Source organism: Variovorax sp. V213 (assembly GCF_041154455.1).
Classification (GTDB): domain Bacteria; phylum Pseudomonadota; class Gammaproteobacteria; order Burkholderiales; family Burkholderiaceae_C; genus Variovorax.
The window spans coordinates 1,956,580-1,971,639 of the sequence record NZ_AP028664.1 but is presented as its reverse complement, the minus strand read 5'-3'; the positions used below and the strand labels follow the sequence as shown (position 1 = coordinate 1,971,639).

Annotated in this window: 14 protein-coding genes; 6 read left to right on the top strand and 8 right to left on the bottom strand. The window is 66.6% G+C overall.

Annotated elements, in window-relative coordinates; all coding sequences use genetic code 11:
- Positions 1-22: 22 nt before the first annotated feature.
- From ACAM55_RS09385 to ACAM55_RS09360, 6 genes are all read left to right on the top strand, one after another.
- The gene (locus ACAM55_RS09385; RefSeq protein ID WP_369655756.1) at positions 23-790 is read left to right on the top strand and encodes a class II aldolase/adducin family protein; all 768 of its coding nucleotides are present in this window, start codon (positions 23-25) and stop codon (positions 788-790) included.
- Positions 791-873: 83 nt separating this feature from the next.
- Positions 874-1,800: a LysR substrate-binding domain-containing protein gene (locus tag ACAM55_RS09380; protein ID WP_369655755.1), complete on the top strand. Its 927-nt coding sequence runs from the start codon at positions 874-876 to the stop codon at positions 1,798-1,800.
- Positions 1,801-1,877: 77 nt separating this feature from the next.
- Positions 1,878-3,305 carry an FAD-dependent tricarballylate dehydrogenase TcuA gene (gene tcuA / locus ACAM55_RS09375; protein WP_369655754.1) on the top strand — a complete coding sequence of 476 codons (1,428 nt, stop codon included), beginning with the start codon at positions 1,878-1,880 and terminating at the stop codon, positions 3,303-3,305.
- Between the two features lie 34 nt (positions 3,306-3,339).
- Positions 3,340-4,515, top strand: coding sequence for a tricarballylate utilization 4Fe-4S protein TcuB (gene tcuB / locus ACAM55_RS09370; protein ID WP_369656362.1), 1,176 nt, complete (start codon positions 3,340-3,342; stop codon positions 4,513-4,515).
- Between the two features lie 112 nt (positions 4,516-4,627).
- On the top strand, positions 4,628-6,904 hold the full coding sequence (locus ACAM55_RS09365) for a glycoside hydrolase family 3 N-terminal domain-containing protein (protein ID WP_369655753.1): 2,277 nt from the start codon (positions 4,628-4,630) through the stop codon (positions 6,902-6,904).
- Positions 6,905-7,025: 121 nt separating this feature from the next.
- On the top strand, positions 7,026-7,709 hold the full coding sequence (locus tag ACAM55_RS09360; protein ID WP_369655752.1) for a methyltransferase: 684 nt from the start codon (positions 7,026-7,028) through the stop codon (positions 7,707-7,709).
- A 141-nt stretch (positions 7,710-7,850) separates the two neighbouring features.
- Here the strand turns inward: ACAM55_RS09360 and ACAM55_RS09355 are convergent, their stop codons facing one another.
- The 8 genes from ACAM55_RS09355 to urtA form a co-directional block, all read right to left on the bottom strand.
- Positions 7,851-8,201 carry an alpha/beta hydrolase gene (locus tag ACAM55_RS09355; protein WP_093018010.1) on the bottom strand — a complete coding sequence of 117 codons (351 nt, stop codon included), beginning with the start codon at positions 8,199-8,201 and terminating at the stop codon, positions 7,851-7,853.
- 147 nt (positions 8,202-8,348) lie between these two features.
- Entirely contained in the window at positions 8,349-8,693 is a 345-nt protein-coding gene (locus ACAM55_RS09350) for a zinc ribbon domain-containing protein (RefSeq protein WP_369655751.1), read from the bottom strand.
- A 7-nt stretch (positions 8,694-8,700) separates the two neighbouring features.
- Positions 8,701-9,933 carry a formamidase gene (gene fmdA / locus ACAM55_RS09345; protein WP_369655750.1) on the bottom strand — a complete coding sequence of 411 codons (1,233 nt, stop codon included), beginning with the start codon at positions 9,931-9,933 and terminating at the stop codon, positions 8,701-8,703.
- A gap of 37 nt (positions 9,934-9,970) precedes the next feature.
- Positions 9,971-10,660 carry an urea ABC transporter ATP-binding subunit UrtE gene (gene urtE, locus ACAM55_RS09340; protein ID WP_369656361.1) on the bottom strand — a complete coding sequence of 230 codons (690 nt, stop codon included), beginning with the start codon at positions 10,658-10,660 and terminating at the stop codon, positions 9,971-9,973.
- Positions 10,661-10,675: 15 nt separating this feature from the next.
- A complete protein-coding gene (gene urtD / locus ACAM55_RS09335; RefSeq protein WP_369655749.1) occupies positions 10,676-11,419 on the bottom strand; it encodes an urea ABC transporter ATP-binding protein UrtD in 744 nt (247 codons plus the stop codon).
- Between the two features lie 14 nt (positions 11,420-11,433).
- The gene (gene urtC, locus ACAM55_RS09330; RefSeq protein WP_369656360.1) at positions 11,434-12,645 is read right to left on the bottom strand and encodes an urea ABC transporter permease subunit UrtC; all 1,212 of its coding nucleotides are present in this window, start codon (positions 12,643-12,645) and stop codon (positions 11,434-11,436) included.
- A gap of 34 nt (positions 12,646-12,679) precedes the next feature.
- Entirely contained in the window at positions 12,680-13,594 is a 915-nt protein-coding gene (urtB, locus tag ACAM55_RS09325) for an urea ABC transporter permease subunit UrtB (RefSeq protein WP_369655748.1), read from the bottom strand.
- A gap of 67 nt (positions 13,595-13,661) precedes the next feature.
- Positions 13,662-14,927, bottom strand: a complete 1,266-nt coding sequence (urtA, locus tag ACAM55_RS09320) for an urea ABC transporter substrate-binding protein (RefSeq protein WP_369655747.1) — start codon at positions 14,925-14,927, stop codon at positions 13,662-13,664.
- Positions 14,928-15,060 lie beyond the last annotated feature (133 nt).

The window sequence follows — 15,060 nt, the reverse complement described above, 5'->3', positions numbered from 1 at the left end:
ACCCGAGAAGGAAACACCCACCATGAACGCAGCCTCCCAACCAGAAATCCAGAAACTCGTGTCCGCCGAAGAATGGCAACTCCGCGTCGACCTTGCCGCCTGCTATCGCCTGGTGGCGCTCTACGGCTGGAGTGACCTGGTGTTCACGCACATCAGCGCGCGCATCCCCGGGCCCGAGCACCACTTCCTCATCAACCCCTATGGGCTCATGTTCGACGAGATCACCGCGTCGAGCCTGGTCAAGGTCGACCAGCAGTGCAACAAGATCATCGAGTCGCCCTACCCGGTGAACCCGGCGGGCTTCGTGATCCACAGCGCGGTGCACGCCGCGCGCGAAGACATCCAGTGCGTGCTGCACACCCACACCAAGGCCGGCATTGCCGTGAGCGCGCAGAAGAACGGCGTGCTGCCGATCAGCCAGCAATCGACCTTCGTGCTGGCTTCGCTGGCCTACCACGACTATGAAGGCGTGGCCTTCCGCGACGACGAGAAGCCGCGCCTTCAGGCCGACATGGGCAGCGCCAATTTCCTCATGCTGCGCAACCACGGCCTGCTCACCTGCGGCAAGACCATTGCGGACGCCTTTCTTTCGATGTACACCTTCGAGAACACCTGCCAGATCCAGATTGCGGCGCAGTCGGGCGGCGGCGAACTCACGCAGGTGAACCCGAAGATCGTCGAAGGCGTGGGCCAGGCCATGAAGGTGCAGACCGGCGGCCTGGGCGGGCAGTTCGTCTGGCCGTCGCTGATCCGCAAGCTCGACCGCATCGACGGCAGCTACAAGCAATAAGCGCCGATCCCGGTTTACACGGCTGCCAGCGCCTGCGCGACAGGTGCCGGCAGCCATTTTTTTATCTGCGCGATGATGCGGGCATGGAACTGAGGCAACTGCGCTACTTCGTCAAGGTCTGCGAGCTTCGCAGCATGGGCCGCGCAGCCGTCGAGCTGGGCGTGGTCACTTCGGCGCTGAGCCAGCAGATCAGCCGGCTGGAGGGCGAGCTCTCCACACGGCTCTTGCAGCGCAACTCGACGGGCGTGACGCCCACCGATGCGGGCCTGGCCTTCCTGCAGCAGGCGCAGCTCACGCTGCGGCATGCCGACGACGCGGTGCGCGCGGCGCAGCAGGCGCGCCTCTCGGGCCATGTGAGCGTGGGCCTCGCGCCCACCACCGCCGCCGTGCTCGGCGTGCCGCTGATGCGCGCCATGCGGGAGCGCTACCCCGAGGTGCGGCTGCACATGGTCGAGGCGCTCTCAGGCCACCTCACCACCATGCTGCAGGCGCGCCAGCTCGACCTGGCGGTGCTGTTTCAGACCGACACGCCGCGGCGCTGGAGCGTGCTGCCGCTGCTGGCGGAAAAGCTGTTCGTGATCGCATCGCCCAATCTCGCGCAGCGCCCGCCCGGCGCCAAGGTGCGGCTGTCGCAACTGGCCGAACTGCCGCTCATCCTGCCCAGCGGCAGCCACGGCCTGCGCGCCACGCTGATGGCGGCCTTCGCCCGGGCCCGCATCCAGCCGCGCATCGTCGCCGAGGTGGATGGCCTGGCGCTGCTGATGGACGCGGTGCGCGCGGGCTACGGCGCCACCATCCAGCCCGGCGCCGCCACCGCCCGCCATGACCGCGACGACCTTCAGCTCACGCAGATCAGCGATGCGCACGTGGGCCGCGACAACCTGCTGGTGAGCCTGTCCGACGACGAGCTTTCGCCGGCCGCACTGGCGGCGCGCGTGGTGCTTGTCGACACCGCCCGCGCCCTGGTGCGCGAGGGGCGCTGGGCCGGCGCCAGTCTTCACCAGGACTGAACACCCGTTGCCTCTTTCGGCCTTTCGGATGAAGGCCGCTCTCCCTAAAGTCTCCTGGATTCCAAGGAGACCCACGAGTGATAGACGTATTGGTTGTCGGCGGCGGCAATGCCGCGCTGTGCGCTGCGCTGATGGCGCGCGAGGCCGGCGCCTCGGTGCTGCTGCTCGAAGCATCACCGAAGGCGTGGCGCGGCGGCAATTCGCAGCACACCCGCAACCTGCGCTGCATGCACGACGCGCCGCAGGACGTGCTGGTCGATGCCTACCCCGAAGAGGAATACTGGCAAGACCTGCTGAAAGTGACCGGCGGGCTCACCGACGAGCACCTGGCACGCCTGGTGATCCGCGCCTCGTCGAACTGCCGCGACTGGATGCGCAGCCACGGCGTGCACTTCCAGCCGCCGCTCTCGGGCGCGTTGCACGTCGCGCGCACCAACGCTTTCTTCATGGGCGGCGGCAAGGCGCTGGTGAACGCCTATTTCCGCAGCGCCGAAAGGCTGGGGGTCCAGATCCGCTACGACACGCCCGTGGCGTCGGTGGAGCTCGACGGCGACCGCTTCGTGGCCGTGCGGACCGAAGCCGGCGAGCGCGTCGAGGCGAGGAGCTGCGTGCTGGCTGCCGGGGGCTTCGAATCGAACCGCGAATGGCTGCGCGAGGCCTGGGGCCAGAACGAACGCGGCGAATGGCCGGCCGACAACTTCCTCGTCCGCGGCACGCGCTTCAACCAGGGCGTGCTGCTCAAGTCCATGATCGAAGCGGGCGCCGACAGCGTCGGCGATCCGTCGCAAGGCCACATGGTGGCCATCGACGCGCGCGCCCCGCTCTACGACGGCGGCATCTGTACGCGCATCGATTGCGTGTCGCTCGGCGTGGTGGTCAACCGCGAAGCGCGGCGCTTCTACGACGAGGGCGAAGACTTCTGGCCCAAGCGCTATGCGATCTGGGGCCGGCTGGTGGCGCAGCAGCCGGGGCAGATTGCCTGGTCGATCATCGACCAGAAGGCAGTCGGTCGCTTCATGCCGCCGGTGTTCGCCGGCACACAGGCGAACACGCTCGGCGAACTGGCGCAGAAGATCGGCCTCGACGAAGCCGCCTTCGTACGCACCGTGCAGGACTACAACGCCGCCTGCCGCGTCGGCCGCTTCGACCACACCGCGCTCGACGACTGCCACACCGAGGGCATCGAACCTGCCAAGACGCACTGGGCGCGCCCGCTCGACACCGCGCCCTTCTACGCCTACCCGGTGCGGCCCGGCATCACCTTCACCTACCTGGGCCTGAAGGTGGACGAGACCGCCGCGGTGCGCTTCAACGGCCGGCCCAGCCCCAACCTGTTCGTGGCCGGCGAAATGATGGCCGGCAACGTGCTGGGCAAGGGCTACACGGCCGGTGTCGGCATGAGCATCGGCACGGCCTTCGGCCGCATCGCCGGCACGCAGGCGGCGCGCGCCGCCAAGAACCTATCGAAGAATTCCCTGGAGACAGCCCTTGCAGCCGCTCACTGATCTCGTCGCACGCGCCCGTGCAGATGCCGACGGCATCGGCAGCGCCCCGGCGCGCGTGATCCCCATCCGCCCCGCGCTGCCGCTGACCGCCAGCGAAGGCGAAGTGGCGCGCATCCTGCAGATCTGCAACGCCTGCCGTTACTGCGAAGGCTTTTGCGCGGTGTTCCCCGCGATGACGCGGCGGCTGGAGTTCGGCAAGGCCGACACGCACTACCTCGCCAACCTGTGCCACAACTGCGGCTCCTGCCTGCATGCCTGCCAGTACGCGCCGCCGCATGAGTTCGCGGTCAACGTGCCACAAGCGATGGCGCAGGTGCGCATGCAGACCTACCACGACTACGCCTGGCCGCCTGCGATGGGCGCGCTGTACAGGAAAGCCGGCCTCACCGTGGCGCTGGCCCTGGCCGGCGGGCTCGCGCTGTTCCTCGTGCTGGCGGTGGCGATGACGGGCGCACTGCTGCACGAGCCGCTCGCCGGTAACTTCTACGCGATCTTTCCGCACAACTTTCTCGCGCTGGTGTTCGGCGCGGTGTTCGCCTTCGTGCTGTTCGCATTGGCGATGGGCGTGCGGCGCTTCTGGCGCGAGGTGTCGCCGGCGCAGGAGAACGCGCCCACCGAAGTGGCAGGCGTGCGCGCCGCCGCGAGCGCCGAGGCCGCGCACGACGCGCTGCGCCTCACCTACCTGGGCGGCGGCCATGGCGAGGGCTGCAACAACGAGGACGACCGCTTCACGCTCTGGCGCCGGCGCTTTCACCACTTCACCTTCTACGGCTTCATGCTGTGCTTCGCCTCCACCTGCGTGGCGACGCTCTACCACTACCTGCTCGGCCTGCATGCACCCTATGCGCTCACGAGCCTGCCGGTGCTGCTGGGCACCGCGGGCGGCATCGGCCTGGTGATCGGGCCGATCGGCTTGCTGTGCATGAACCTGCGGCGCAACGCGGCCCACGGCGACGTGGCGCAGCGGCCGATGGACCGCGGCTTCATCGCGCTGCTGCTGCTCACCAGCGCCACCGGCCTGGCCCTGCTCGCCTGGCGCGACACCGCCTTCATGGCGCTGCTGCTCGCGGTGCACCTGGGCGTGGTGATGGGGCTCTTTCTCACGCTGCCCTACGGCAAGTTCGCGCACGGCATCTTCCGCTCGGCGGCGCTGCTCAAGTCCGCGATCGAAAAACGCCTGCCCAGCCGCTTGCAACTGGGCGCCGACTGAAAACCCGAATCCGCCGACCGACGCAAGGCGAGCCGCTCTGCTGAACCGGATGTAACAGCGCCGAAGCCCGCCCGAACGGCCCTGCCTCGCTTTGGCGTGAGAATGGCGGGCCATGCACGTTCGAATCCCCGCCATGGCGGCCCTGCTGGGCCTGGCCTGTTTTCTCTTCTCCCCCGCCTCCCACGCCGCCCCGGCCACCCCCGAGGGCACCGTGGATGCCAGCGCCCGAATCGAGTCGCTCATTTCCCGCATGACGGTCGAGGAGAAGGTGGGCCAGCTCAGCCTCTACGGGCCCGCGGACACCAACATCCCCGGCAATCCGCAGGCCGCCCAGCGCAACGGGCAGCAGGAGATCGACGATGTGCGAGCCGGCCGCGTCACCGGCCTGTTCAACAACGAAGGGCTCGAGCGCAAGCGCGTGCTGCAGGAGGTGGCCGTGCGCGAATCGCGCCTGGGCATTCCGCTGCTCTATGGTGCCGACGTGATCCACGGCTTTCGCACCATCTTCCCGATGCCGCTGGCCGAGGCCGCCAGCTGGGAGCCCGCGCTCGCCGAGCGCACCGCGCGCGCGGCGGCGGTGGAAGCCAGCGCCGATGGCTTCCGGTGGACCTTCGCGCCCATGGTGGACATCGCGCGCGACGCGCGATGGGGCCGCGGCATCGAAGGTGCGGGTGAAGACGTGTACCTGGCCAGCCAGTTCGCGGCCGCGCGGGTGCGGGGCTTCCAGGGCAGCGACCTCTCGCGCGCCGATGCGCTGCTGGCCACGCCCAAGCACTTCGCAGCCTATGGCGCCGCCGAGGGCGGCCTCGACTATGCCGCCACCGACATCTCCGAACGCACACTGCGCCAGGTGTACCTGCCGCCGTTCCGCGCCGCCCTGGACGCGGGCGCGCTGTCGATCATGAGCGCCTTCAACGAGATTGCCGGCATCCCGTCGATTGCCAATCCGGCGCTGCTGACGGGCGTGCTGCGCGACGAATGGAAGTTCAAGGGCTTCGTGGTTTCCGACTACACGGCCGACGAAGAGCTGATCGCCCACGGCTATGCCGCCGACGGCCGGCAGGCGGCCAAGCAGTCGTTCCTGGCCGGCACCGACGTCAGCATGCAGAGCGGCCTGTACATGCGCTATCTGCCCGAGTTGGTGTCGTCCGGCGAAGTGCCGATGGCGCGCCTGGACGAGGCCGTGCGCCGCGTGCTGTGGGTCAAGCAGAAGCTCGGGCTCTTCGACGAGCCTTTGCGAGGGCTCGGCGCCGCACCGGCACAAGCCCGCGTCGAGAACCCCGAGCACATCGCACTCGCGCGCGAGGATGCACGCCGCTCCATCGTGATGCTGAAGAACGAGCGCGCGGTGCTGCCGCTGCCCAAGGCGGGAAAGAAGATCGCGCTCATCGGGCCCTTCGCCTCGGGCACGCAAGACCTGCTCGGCGCGTGGAGCCTGTTCCCGGGCCAGTCGGCCCCGGTGGGTATCGACGAGGGCCTGCGCGCCGCACTGCGCGATGCCGGCAAGCTGGCCGTGGTCCGCGGCTCGAACATCGACACGCCGCTGCCCGGCGGCATCGATGCGGCCGTGGCGGCCGCGCGCGGCGCCGACGTGGTGGTGCTCGCCATCGGCGAGAGCGAGCGCATGTCGGGCGAAGCCCGGTCGCGCACCGACATCGGCATTCCGCAAGCCCAGCAAGACCTGGCCGAGGCCGTGGCCGCCACCGGCAAGCCCGTGGTCGTGCTGCTGAGCAACGGCCGCGCCATGGCCCTCAGGGGCGCGGTGCGCAATGCCGACGCCATCCTCGTGACCTGGTTTCTCGGCGCGCAGACCGGCACCGCCATTGCCGACGTGGTGTTCGGCGACTTCAATCCTTCGGGCCGACTGCCGGTGAGCTTTCCACAGGCCTCCGGCCAGGTGCCCTTCTACTACGGCCAGAAGCGCACCGGCCGGCCGCTGCCCGACAGCGACCAGACCATGGCATTCAAGACGCGCTACGTGGACACCACGAACCAGGCGCTCTACCCCTTCGGCCACGGCATCGGCTATGCGCTGGTGCGCTACGACAGCGTGGAGACCAGCCAGGACCGGCTGCCGCTCGGCGGCACGCTGCGCGTGCGTGCGACCATCACCAACACCGGCCAGCGCGAGGCCGAGGAAGTGGTGCAGCTCTATGTCGCCGAACGCGCCGCGAGCGTGACGCGGCCGGTGCGCGAGCTGAAGAACTTCCGCAAGGTGCGCATCGAGCCCGGCGCATCGAAGACGGTCGAGTTCACGCTGGGCACCGAAGACCTTCAGTTCATCGGCCGCGACATGAAGCCGACCGTGGAACCCGGTGAGTTCGACCTGTGGGTCGCGCCTTCGGCCACGGGCGGCCTGCGAAAGAGTTTCGCTCTCACGCGGGAGTAACCCCGCGCCGCCCTGCCAACTCCAAGGCAAGGCGATTCATGCGCCGGACCGGCCCGCCAGCGCGCATACTCGGCGACCTTTGCTGCTTCGGGGCCTCGCGTGCGAGGCCCCGCACCCTCCGATGCCGGGCTACCGAATCAAGCTGGAACGCATCGCCATCGCGGGTGCCGATGACCTGGTCATCCGGTCGCTGCTCGATCGCCAACAGTTCTCCGACCCGCTGGGTGCGGCCGCTGCACAGGGCATTTCTTCCGCGGCATGGCCGATGTTCGGGCTGCTGTGGCCGTCGGGCGCGCAGCTGGCGGCGCGCATGGCAGCACACCCCGTCGCCGTCGGCGCACGGGTGCTGGAGATTGGCTGCGGCCTTGCGCTGGCAAGCCTGGTCGGGCACCGCCGCGGCAACGACATGACCGCAAGCGACTGCCATCCGCTCACTGCGGGATTCCTGCTGGAGAACCTTCGGTTGAACGCCCTGCCGCCAATGAAGTACCGCCGCGGCCACTGGGGCATGCGCGAGACCGGCGCCGAAGGCGATGTGCGCGGCCTGTACGACCTCATCATCGGCAGCGACCTGCTGTACGAGCGCGACGCCGGCGGCCTTCTCGCGGCGTACATCGGCCGCCACGCAAGCCCTGCCGCCGAGGTGTGGATCGTCGACCCCGACCGCGGCAACCGGCCGGCTTTCAACCGGCAGATGGCCGACGAGGGATTCGGAATGCGCGAAGAGCGGCTCGACCAGCACGCTTCAGCGAACCGCCTGGCCTATCGAGGCCGGGTGCTAACCTACCGGCGCGCGCACGGCTGAACGCTCGGGCGCGAGGACGAACTCAATTCTCTTCGCCCATTCGCGCTCCATGTCCACCGGTACCTATCGGGCATCGGGTGACAGGGCTACTGTCTCAACGAGAAACGGGCCCGAGGGCCCGTCGATCAAAGACCAAACGGCTTACAGGCCAGCTTGGCGCGTGAACGACACGCTGGGCTTCTTGTAGGCTTGCGGCACTTCGTCACGGTAGAAAGCGCGGCGGTCGAGGCTGGCGAGCGGGTCGTGCGCCTTGGCAACGGCTTCGGCCTGGATCACCGAGCGATCGGCGGTCGAGCTGAAGGCTTGCGCGCCGGCGCTGGCGCCGTCGCTGTATTCGTTGCCGGCGCGGGCGGCGGCAACGGCTTGCGGTGCGACTTCGGCGCGCGAGACGCCGGAGTTCACGCTCTGCACGCCTTCATAGGTTTCTGCGTGTGCACCGGCAGCGGCCAGGAGCGAGAGAGCAGCGGCGGCGAGGATCTTCGAGGCATTCATTTCAATCTCCTAATGGGTTGGTTGGTGAGATGAAGTTTGATCCCGAAGTCCCATGAAAAAACGCCGCAAAACGAATCACGGCGTTCACGGGATTGAAACAATCGAGCCGTGCCGACCCGCTGCACGCCGCGAATAGTTAGCCCGGCATTAGTGCGAAATCATCCATGGCCGCTTCGACGGCGCGGACTTGGCGCCGTTGGGTGCGGTCACTGTCGCGTTGCGCCGCGATGAACCCGAACAGCAGCCGCAGCCCGCCGGATGCTTGAAGCGCGCGTAGTCGCGTGAACTCCCCGGCTCGTGCCGCGCGCGCTCGTTGGTCTCCATCGCACGGCGCGTGCCCGAGGCCATCAGCGCGAGCCGCGGCGCGGCCGAAAGTACACGCGGCGAAGCGGCTCCGCAGTCGGGACAGGCGGCCGGCTCGTCGCGTTGGCCCGAAGGCCGCAGCGCGTCGAATCCGCCGCATTGGCCGCAGGCGTAGTCGTAGGTCGGCATGGATGCCTCAGGCCAGGTCGTGCGAGAGCGGCATGTCGATGCTGCCATCGATCATCTTCACAGGCCCCGATGCATTCGGGTTGATGTCGAAGTCGAAGATCTGCGTGGGCAGCCACAGCGTGGCGCAAGAGTTGGGCACGTCGACCACACCGCTGATGTGGCCCTGCACGGGCGCGGTGCCCAGGATCGAATAGGCCTGCGCGCCTGAATAGCCGAACTTCTTCAGGTACTCGATGGCGTTGAGGCACGCCTGCCGGTAGGCCACGTTCACATCGAGGTAGTACTGCTTGCCGGCCTCGTCGACCGAGATGCCTTCGAAGATCAGGTAGTCGTTGTACTGCGGCGTGATCACGCTCGGCTTGAAGATCGGATTCTTGATGCCGTACTTGGCCATGCCGCCCTTGATCAGCGTGACCTTCATGTGCACCCAGCCGGCCATCTCGATGGCGCCGCAAAAGGTGATCTCGCCGTCGCCCTGGCTGAAGTGCAGGTCGCCCACCGAAAGGCCCGCGCCGTCGACATACACCGGAAAGAACACCTTCGAGCCGCGCGACAAATCCTTGATGTCGCAGTTGCCGCCGTGCTCGCGCGGCGGCACGGTGCGCGCGCCTTCGGCCGCTGCCTTGGCGCGCGCTTCGCCGCTCATCTTGCCCATGTGGGCGGTGCCGGCCGATGGCGGGTTGGCGAGGCCGGGCACGCGGGTCGGATCGGTGTCGATGAGCTTCTGCTCGCGCTCGTTCCACACGTCGAGCATCGGCTTGTCGGGCAGGCAGCCGATGAGGCCGGGATGGATCAGGCCCGCAAAGTTGACGCCCGGCACGTGGCGCGAGCTGGTGAACATGCCCTTGAAGTCCCAGATGGATTTTTGCGCTTCGGGAAAATGGTCGGTCAGGAAGCCGCCGCCGTTCTTCTTCGAGAAGAAGCCGTTGAAGCCCCAGAGACTGTCCTGCTTGGCGCCGATGTCGAGCAGGTCGACCACCAGCAGGTCGCCGGGCTCGGCACCCTTCACGCCCACGGGGCCCGAGAGGTAGTGCACAGTGCTCAGGTCGATGTCGCGCACATCGTCGGCGCTGTCGTTGTTCTTGATGAAGCCACCGGTCCAGTCGAAGGTCTCGAGGATGAAGTCGTCGCCCGGGTTGACCCAGCAGGCCATCGGAATGTCCGGATGCCAGCGGTTGTGGATCATCTCGTTTTCGGTGGGCGACTTGGTCAGGTCGACCTTGATCAGCGTGTTCGTCATTTGCAGTGGCTCCTGGTTGGGTTGTGGTTAACGAAAATCAAACGGAGAGGTAGGCCTTGATGCGATCGACGTCGGTCTTGTCGCGCGCGGTCTCGTGCACCAGGCGGCCGCCCTCGATCACGAAGAGCCGGTCGGCCACGTCCATGGCAAAGCTCAGCACCTGCTCGGACACGACGATGGTGATGCCGCGCAGCTTGCGGATCTCGTTGAGCGCCTTGGCGATGTCCTTGATGATCGAAGGCTGGATACCCTCGGTGGGCTCGTCGAGCAGCAGCACCTTGGGGTCGGTGACGAGGGCGCGCGCAATGGCCAGCTGCTGCTGCTGACCGCCGGAGAGGTTGCCGCCCTTGCGGCGTTTCATGTCCCACAGCACGGGGAAGAGCGCGTAGATCTCGTCGGGAATGCGCCGCGTCCTGAAGTTCTCGAGACCGGTCTGGATGTTCTCTTCCACCGTCAGCGTCGGAAAGATCATCCGGCCCTGCGGCACGTAGGCGATGCCCTTGGCCACACGGCGAAAGCTCTCGTCGCGCGACACGTCCTGCCCCGCCACCTCGATGCGCCCGCTCTTGATGGGAAGCACGCCCATCAAGCTCTTGAACAGCGTGGTCTTTCCCATGCCGTTGCGGCCCATGATGGCGACTGTCTCGTTGGCATGGCCCTCGAAGGAGATGCCGTGCAGGGCCTCGCTCTGGCCATAGGCGACGTGCAGGTCTTCGACCTTCAGCATGATGTTGCTCATGGTTCAGTGCCCCAGATAAACGTCGATGACCTTCGGATCCGCCTGCACTTTCTCCATCGGCCCTTCGGCGAGGATCTTTCCCTGGTGCATCACGGTGACCTTGTGTGCGATCTGCTTCACGAAAGCCATGTCGTGCTCGATGACGATCACCGCGCGGTTCTGGCAGATGCGCTTGAGCAGCTCGGCCGTGAGTTCTCGTTCGCGGGCGCTCATGCCCGCAATGGGCTCGTCGAGCATCAGCAGTTCGGGCTCCTGCATCAGCAGCATGCCGATCTCGAGCCACTGCTTCTGGCCATGGCTCAGAAGGCCCGCCTCGGTGCGCAACTTGTCGGCCAGGCCGATGTCCTCGGCCACCGCCTGCACCTTGGCCTTGACCTCGTCGTCGCACTTGAACGCCAGCGCACCGAACACCGAACGGCCCTTCGGGAAGGACACCTCCAGGTTCTGGAACACGCTGAGGTTCTCGTAGATCGACGGCGTCTGGAACTTGCGGCCGATGCCCAGCCGCACGCGCTTGTGCTCGGCCATCTTCGTGAGCTCGGTGTTCTTGAACTTGATGCTGCCGCCGCTGGCGCGCGTCTTGCCGCAGATCAGGTCGAGCAGCGTGGTCTTGCCAGCGCCGTTGGGGCCGATGATCACGCGCAGCTCGTTCCTGTCGATGTAGAGCGTGAGGTCGTCGATGGCCTTGAAGCCGTCGAAGGACACGGTGAGGTCTTCCACCGCAAGGGCGAAGTCGGTGTTGCTCATGGGAGGCTCCGGGTTCAGGCGCGCTGGCTGCCCACGCCTTCGGGCAACTTCGGTTCGGGCGAAGACGACGACGTTGAGGAAAGAGAGGCCGGTGCGGGCGGCATCGGCGTAGATGCGCGCGGCTGCACCGCCGCCTCGCGCAGTGCCTTGCGGCGCTCCTTCCACCAGGGCTTGATCTTTTCGTCCCACAGGCCCGCGAGCCCCATCGGGAAGGCCATGGTCACGCCGATGAAGAGCCCCGCCATCAGGAACAGCCACAGGTCCGGGAAACTCTCCGAGAACAGCGTCTTGCCCGCATTCACCAGCAGCGCGCCGTACACCGCGCCCACCAGGCTCATGCGGCCGCCCACGGCGCAGAAGATCACCATCTCGATCGACGGCACGATGCCCACGAAGCTCGGCGACATGAAGCCCACCTGCAGCGCGAACATCGCGCCGCCAATGCCCGAAAGCGCAGCGGCCAGGCAGAAGATGAAAACCTTGAAGTTCGACACGTCGTAGCCCGAGAAGCGCACGCGATCCTCCTTGTCGCGCATGGCGAGCAGCAGCGTGCCGAGCTTGCTGGTCTGGATCCAGCGGCACAGCACGATGCTGCAGACCAGCAAGCCGACGCAGACGTAGTAGAGAACGTACTTGGCGCTGTCGGTGCGCGTGTCCCAGCCCAGCATCGTCTTCAGGTCGGTCATGCCGTTGACGCCGCCGGTGTAGCCCTGCTGGCCGATGATGAGCACGGTGAGAATAAGCGCCACCGCCTGCGTGATGATCGCGAAATAGACGCCGCCCACGCGGCGCTTGAACATCGCAAAGCTGATGAGCCAGGCCAGCGCCATCGGCGCCACCACCACCAGGATGAGGCTCAGCGGCAGGCTCTTGAACGGCAGCCACAGCATGGGCAGCTCGGTGATCTGGTTCCAGTCCATGAAGTCCGGAATGCCGGGCGTCGACTGGATCTTGGTCGTGACCGGGTCGGAGGCCTCGAGCTTGAGAAACATCGCCATCGCATAACCGCCGATGCCGAAGAACACGCCCTGCCCCAGGCTCAGCACCCCGCCGTAGCCCCAAACCATCACCAGCCCCACCGCAACGAAGGCGTAGGTGAGGTACTTGCCCACGAGGTTCAGGCGAAAGATGTCGAGCGACAGCGGCAGCACGACCGCCAGCAGCAGCACGAGCAGCAGCAGGCTGCCGAGCTGGTAGCGCAGGATCGAGGCCTTGATGAAATTCATCATCGGAACGTTCTCCAGAAAGGAATCGGGTTCATCAACGGCGCACCTTGACTGCGAACAGCCCTTGCGGCCGCATCATCAGGATCAGCACGATCAGCGAGAGCGTCAGCACCTTGGCCATCGAGCCGGTCATGAAGAACTCCGAGACCGATTGGGTCTGCGCGATGCCGAAGGCCGAGACCACCGTGCCCAGCAGGCTGGCCGCGCCGCCGAAGGTGACCACCAGAAAGGCGTCGACGATGTAGAGCGAGCCCGAGGTCGGCCCGGTCGAGCCGATGGTGGTGAAGGCCGCGCCCGCCATGCCGGCAATGCCGCAGCCGATGGCGAAGGTCAGCCGGTCGGTCTTCATGGTGTCGATGCCGGTGGCGTTGGCCATGGTGCGGTTGGCCACGGTGGCGCGCACGCGCAGGCCCCAGCGGCTCTTGTGCAGCGCGATCAGCACGCCACCGGTGACCAGCGTGGTGAGCGCAAGCACGAACAAGCCATTGATCGGGATGTCGAGGCCTTCATGCGGCGTCCACGAGCCCATGAGCCACTCGGGCAGCGTGGGGCTCACTTCCTTGGGGCCGATGAAGGTGCGAAAGAGCTGTTGCAGCCCCAGGCTCACGCCCCAGGTGGCCAGCAGTGTGTCGAGCGGTCGCTTGTAGAGGTGCCGAATCAGCACCCACTCCACGATCCAGCCGACGATGAAGGCAAACACGAAAGCCAGGCCGATCGCGATCGGAAAGTAATACGGCATGAAAGCCGGCGCCAGGCTTTCGGTGACGCGCGCGGCCAGGTAGATCGAATAGGCGCCGATGGTCATGAACTCGCCATGCGCCATGTTGATCACGCCCATCTGGCCGAAGATGATCGCGAGCCCGAGGCCCATGAGCAGCAGCACCGCGAAGAGGCTCAGCCCCGCGAAGCCCTGCATGAGGCCGATGTTCAGCATGTCCGACAGTGTCATGGAGAGTCCTGGTTTGGCTCCCTCTCCCGCACGCGGGAGAGGGTTGGGGTGAGGGGCGGCGGCCTGCTTACTGATAGCCCTTGGGAAACGGATCCGGCTTGATCAGCTCGCTCGATTCCGCCACCACCTTGAACGTCCCATCCAGCTGCCCCTGCCCGATGCGCGCCTTGCTCCACAGGTGGTGGTTCGCATCCAGCTTCACGTACCCCTCAGGCGCGGTCTTCAACTCGATGCCCGGCGAGCCGGCCACCACCTTGTCGACGTCGAAGCTGCCGGCCTTTTCCACGGCGGCTTTCCACAGCCACGGCCCCAGGTAGCCCGCCTGCGTCACGTCGCCGATCACCGCGTCCTTGCCGTACTTGGCCTTGAAGGCTTCGACGAACTTCTTGTTGTTCGGGTTGTCGAGTGACTGGAAGTACTTCATCGACGAATAGAAGCCCGCGAAGTTCTCGCCGCCCACGCCGGTCATCTCGTCTTCGGTCACGGCCAGCGTCAGCAGGAATTGCTTGTCGCCCGTGATGCCCGCGGCCTTGAGCTGCTTGTAGAAGGCCACGTTCGAGCCCCCTACCACCGCCGCGAAGATGCAGTCGGGCTTGGCCACCTTGATCTTGTTGATCAGCGAGTTGAAGTTGGTATGGCCCAGCGGGTAGTACTCCTCGCCCTTGACCGAACCCTTCTGGAAGTTCTCGATGTGCTTGCGCGCGATCTTCATCGAGGTGCGCGGCCAGATGTAGTCGGAGCCGACGAGGAAGAAGGTCTTGGCCTTCTTCTCCTTCGCGCCCCAGTCCAGGCCCCAGATGATCTGCTGCGTGGCTTCCTGCCCCGTGTAGATCACGTTCTTGCTCTGCTCCAGGCCTTCGTAGAAGGTCGGGTAGTACAGGAGGCCGTTCTCCTTCTCGAACACCGGCAGCACGGCCTTGCGCGAGGCGCTGGTCCAGCAGCCGAAGACGGCGGCGCAGTGGTCGTTGACCAACAGCTTCTTCGACTTCTCGGCAAAGGTGGGCCAGTCGGAGGCGCCGTCTTCCTTGATGACCTTGATCTTGCGGCCGAGGATGCCGCCCATCGCATTGATCTGGTCGATGGCGAGCTGCTCGGCCTGGATGGAGCCGGTTTCCGAGATGGCCATGGTGCCGGAGGACGAGTGCAGCTGGCCCACCGTCACTTCGGTATCGGTCACCGCGAGCTTGGTGGTGTTGACCTTGGCCGTGGGGAACTGCGACTGGCCGAAGCTCAGGCCGCTCAGGCCCATCACGGGCAGCGCGGCGGCGCCCTGCAGCAGTCGGCGGCGGCGCAGTGCCAGGGCATTGAGGGAGGGATCGGAATCACGCGACATCAGGAACTCCAGGCAGGTTGAAGAAAGAGTTGGCCGCGCACCATCGAAGTGCATCGGACGGTGCCCCGAGCACCATGGCTGGTACTTTAGAAATCACTCGCGCCGCCGCGAATACGTCATTCAACGTAGCGGC

Bases quoted from the DNA above. Each gene is read 5' to 3' on its own strand.
- ACAM55_RS09385 (WP_369655756.1), top strand. From the start codon at position 23: ATGAACGCAGCCTCCCAACCAGAAATCCAGAAACTCGTGTCCGCCGAA.
- ACAM55_RS09380 (WP_369655755.1), top strand. From the start codon at position 874: ATGGAACTGAGGCAACTGCGCTACTTCGTCAAGGTCTGCGAGCTTCGC.
- ACAM55_RS09365 (WP_369655753.1), top strand. From the start codon at position 4,628: ATGCACGTTCGAATCCCCGCCATGGCGGCCCTGCTGGGCCTGGCCTGT.
- ACAM55_RS09360 (WP_369655752.1), top strand. From the start codon at position 7,026: ATGCCGGGCTACCGAATCAAGCTGGAACGCATCGCCATCGCGGGTGCC.
- ACAM55_RS09355 (WP_093018010.1), bottom strand. From the start codon at position 8,201: ATGAATGCCTCGAAGATCCTCGCCGCCGCTGCTCTCTCGCTCCTGGCC.
- ACAM55_RS09350 (WP_369655751.1), bottom strand. From the start codon at position 8,693: ATGCCGACCTACGACTACGCCTGCGGCCAATGCGGCGGATTCGACGCG.
- fmdA (WP_369655750.1), bottom strand. From the start codon at position 9,933: ATGACGAACACGCTGATCAAGGTCGACCTGACCAAGTCGCCCACCGAA.
- urtE (WP_369656361.1), bottom strand. From the start codon at position 10,660: ATGCTGAAGGTCGAAGACCTGCACGTCGCCTATGGCCAGAGCGAGGCC.
- urtD (WP_369655749.1), bottom strand. From the start codon at position 11,419: ATGAGCAACACCGACTTCGCCCTTGCGGTGGAAGACCTCACCGTGTCC.
- urtC (WP_369656360.1), bottom strand. From the start codon at position 12,645: ATGAATTTCATCAAGGCCTCGATCCTGCGCTACCAGCTCGGCAGCCTG.
- urtB (WP_369655748.1), bottom strand. From the start codon at position 13,594: ATGACACTGTCGGACATGCTGAACATCGGCCTCATGCAGGGCTTCGCG.
- urtA (WP_369655747.1), bottom strand. From the start codon at position 14,927: ATGTCGCGTGATTCCGATCCCTCCCTCAATGCCCTGGCACTGCGCCGC.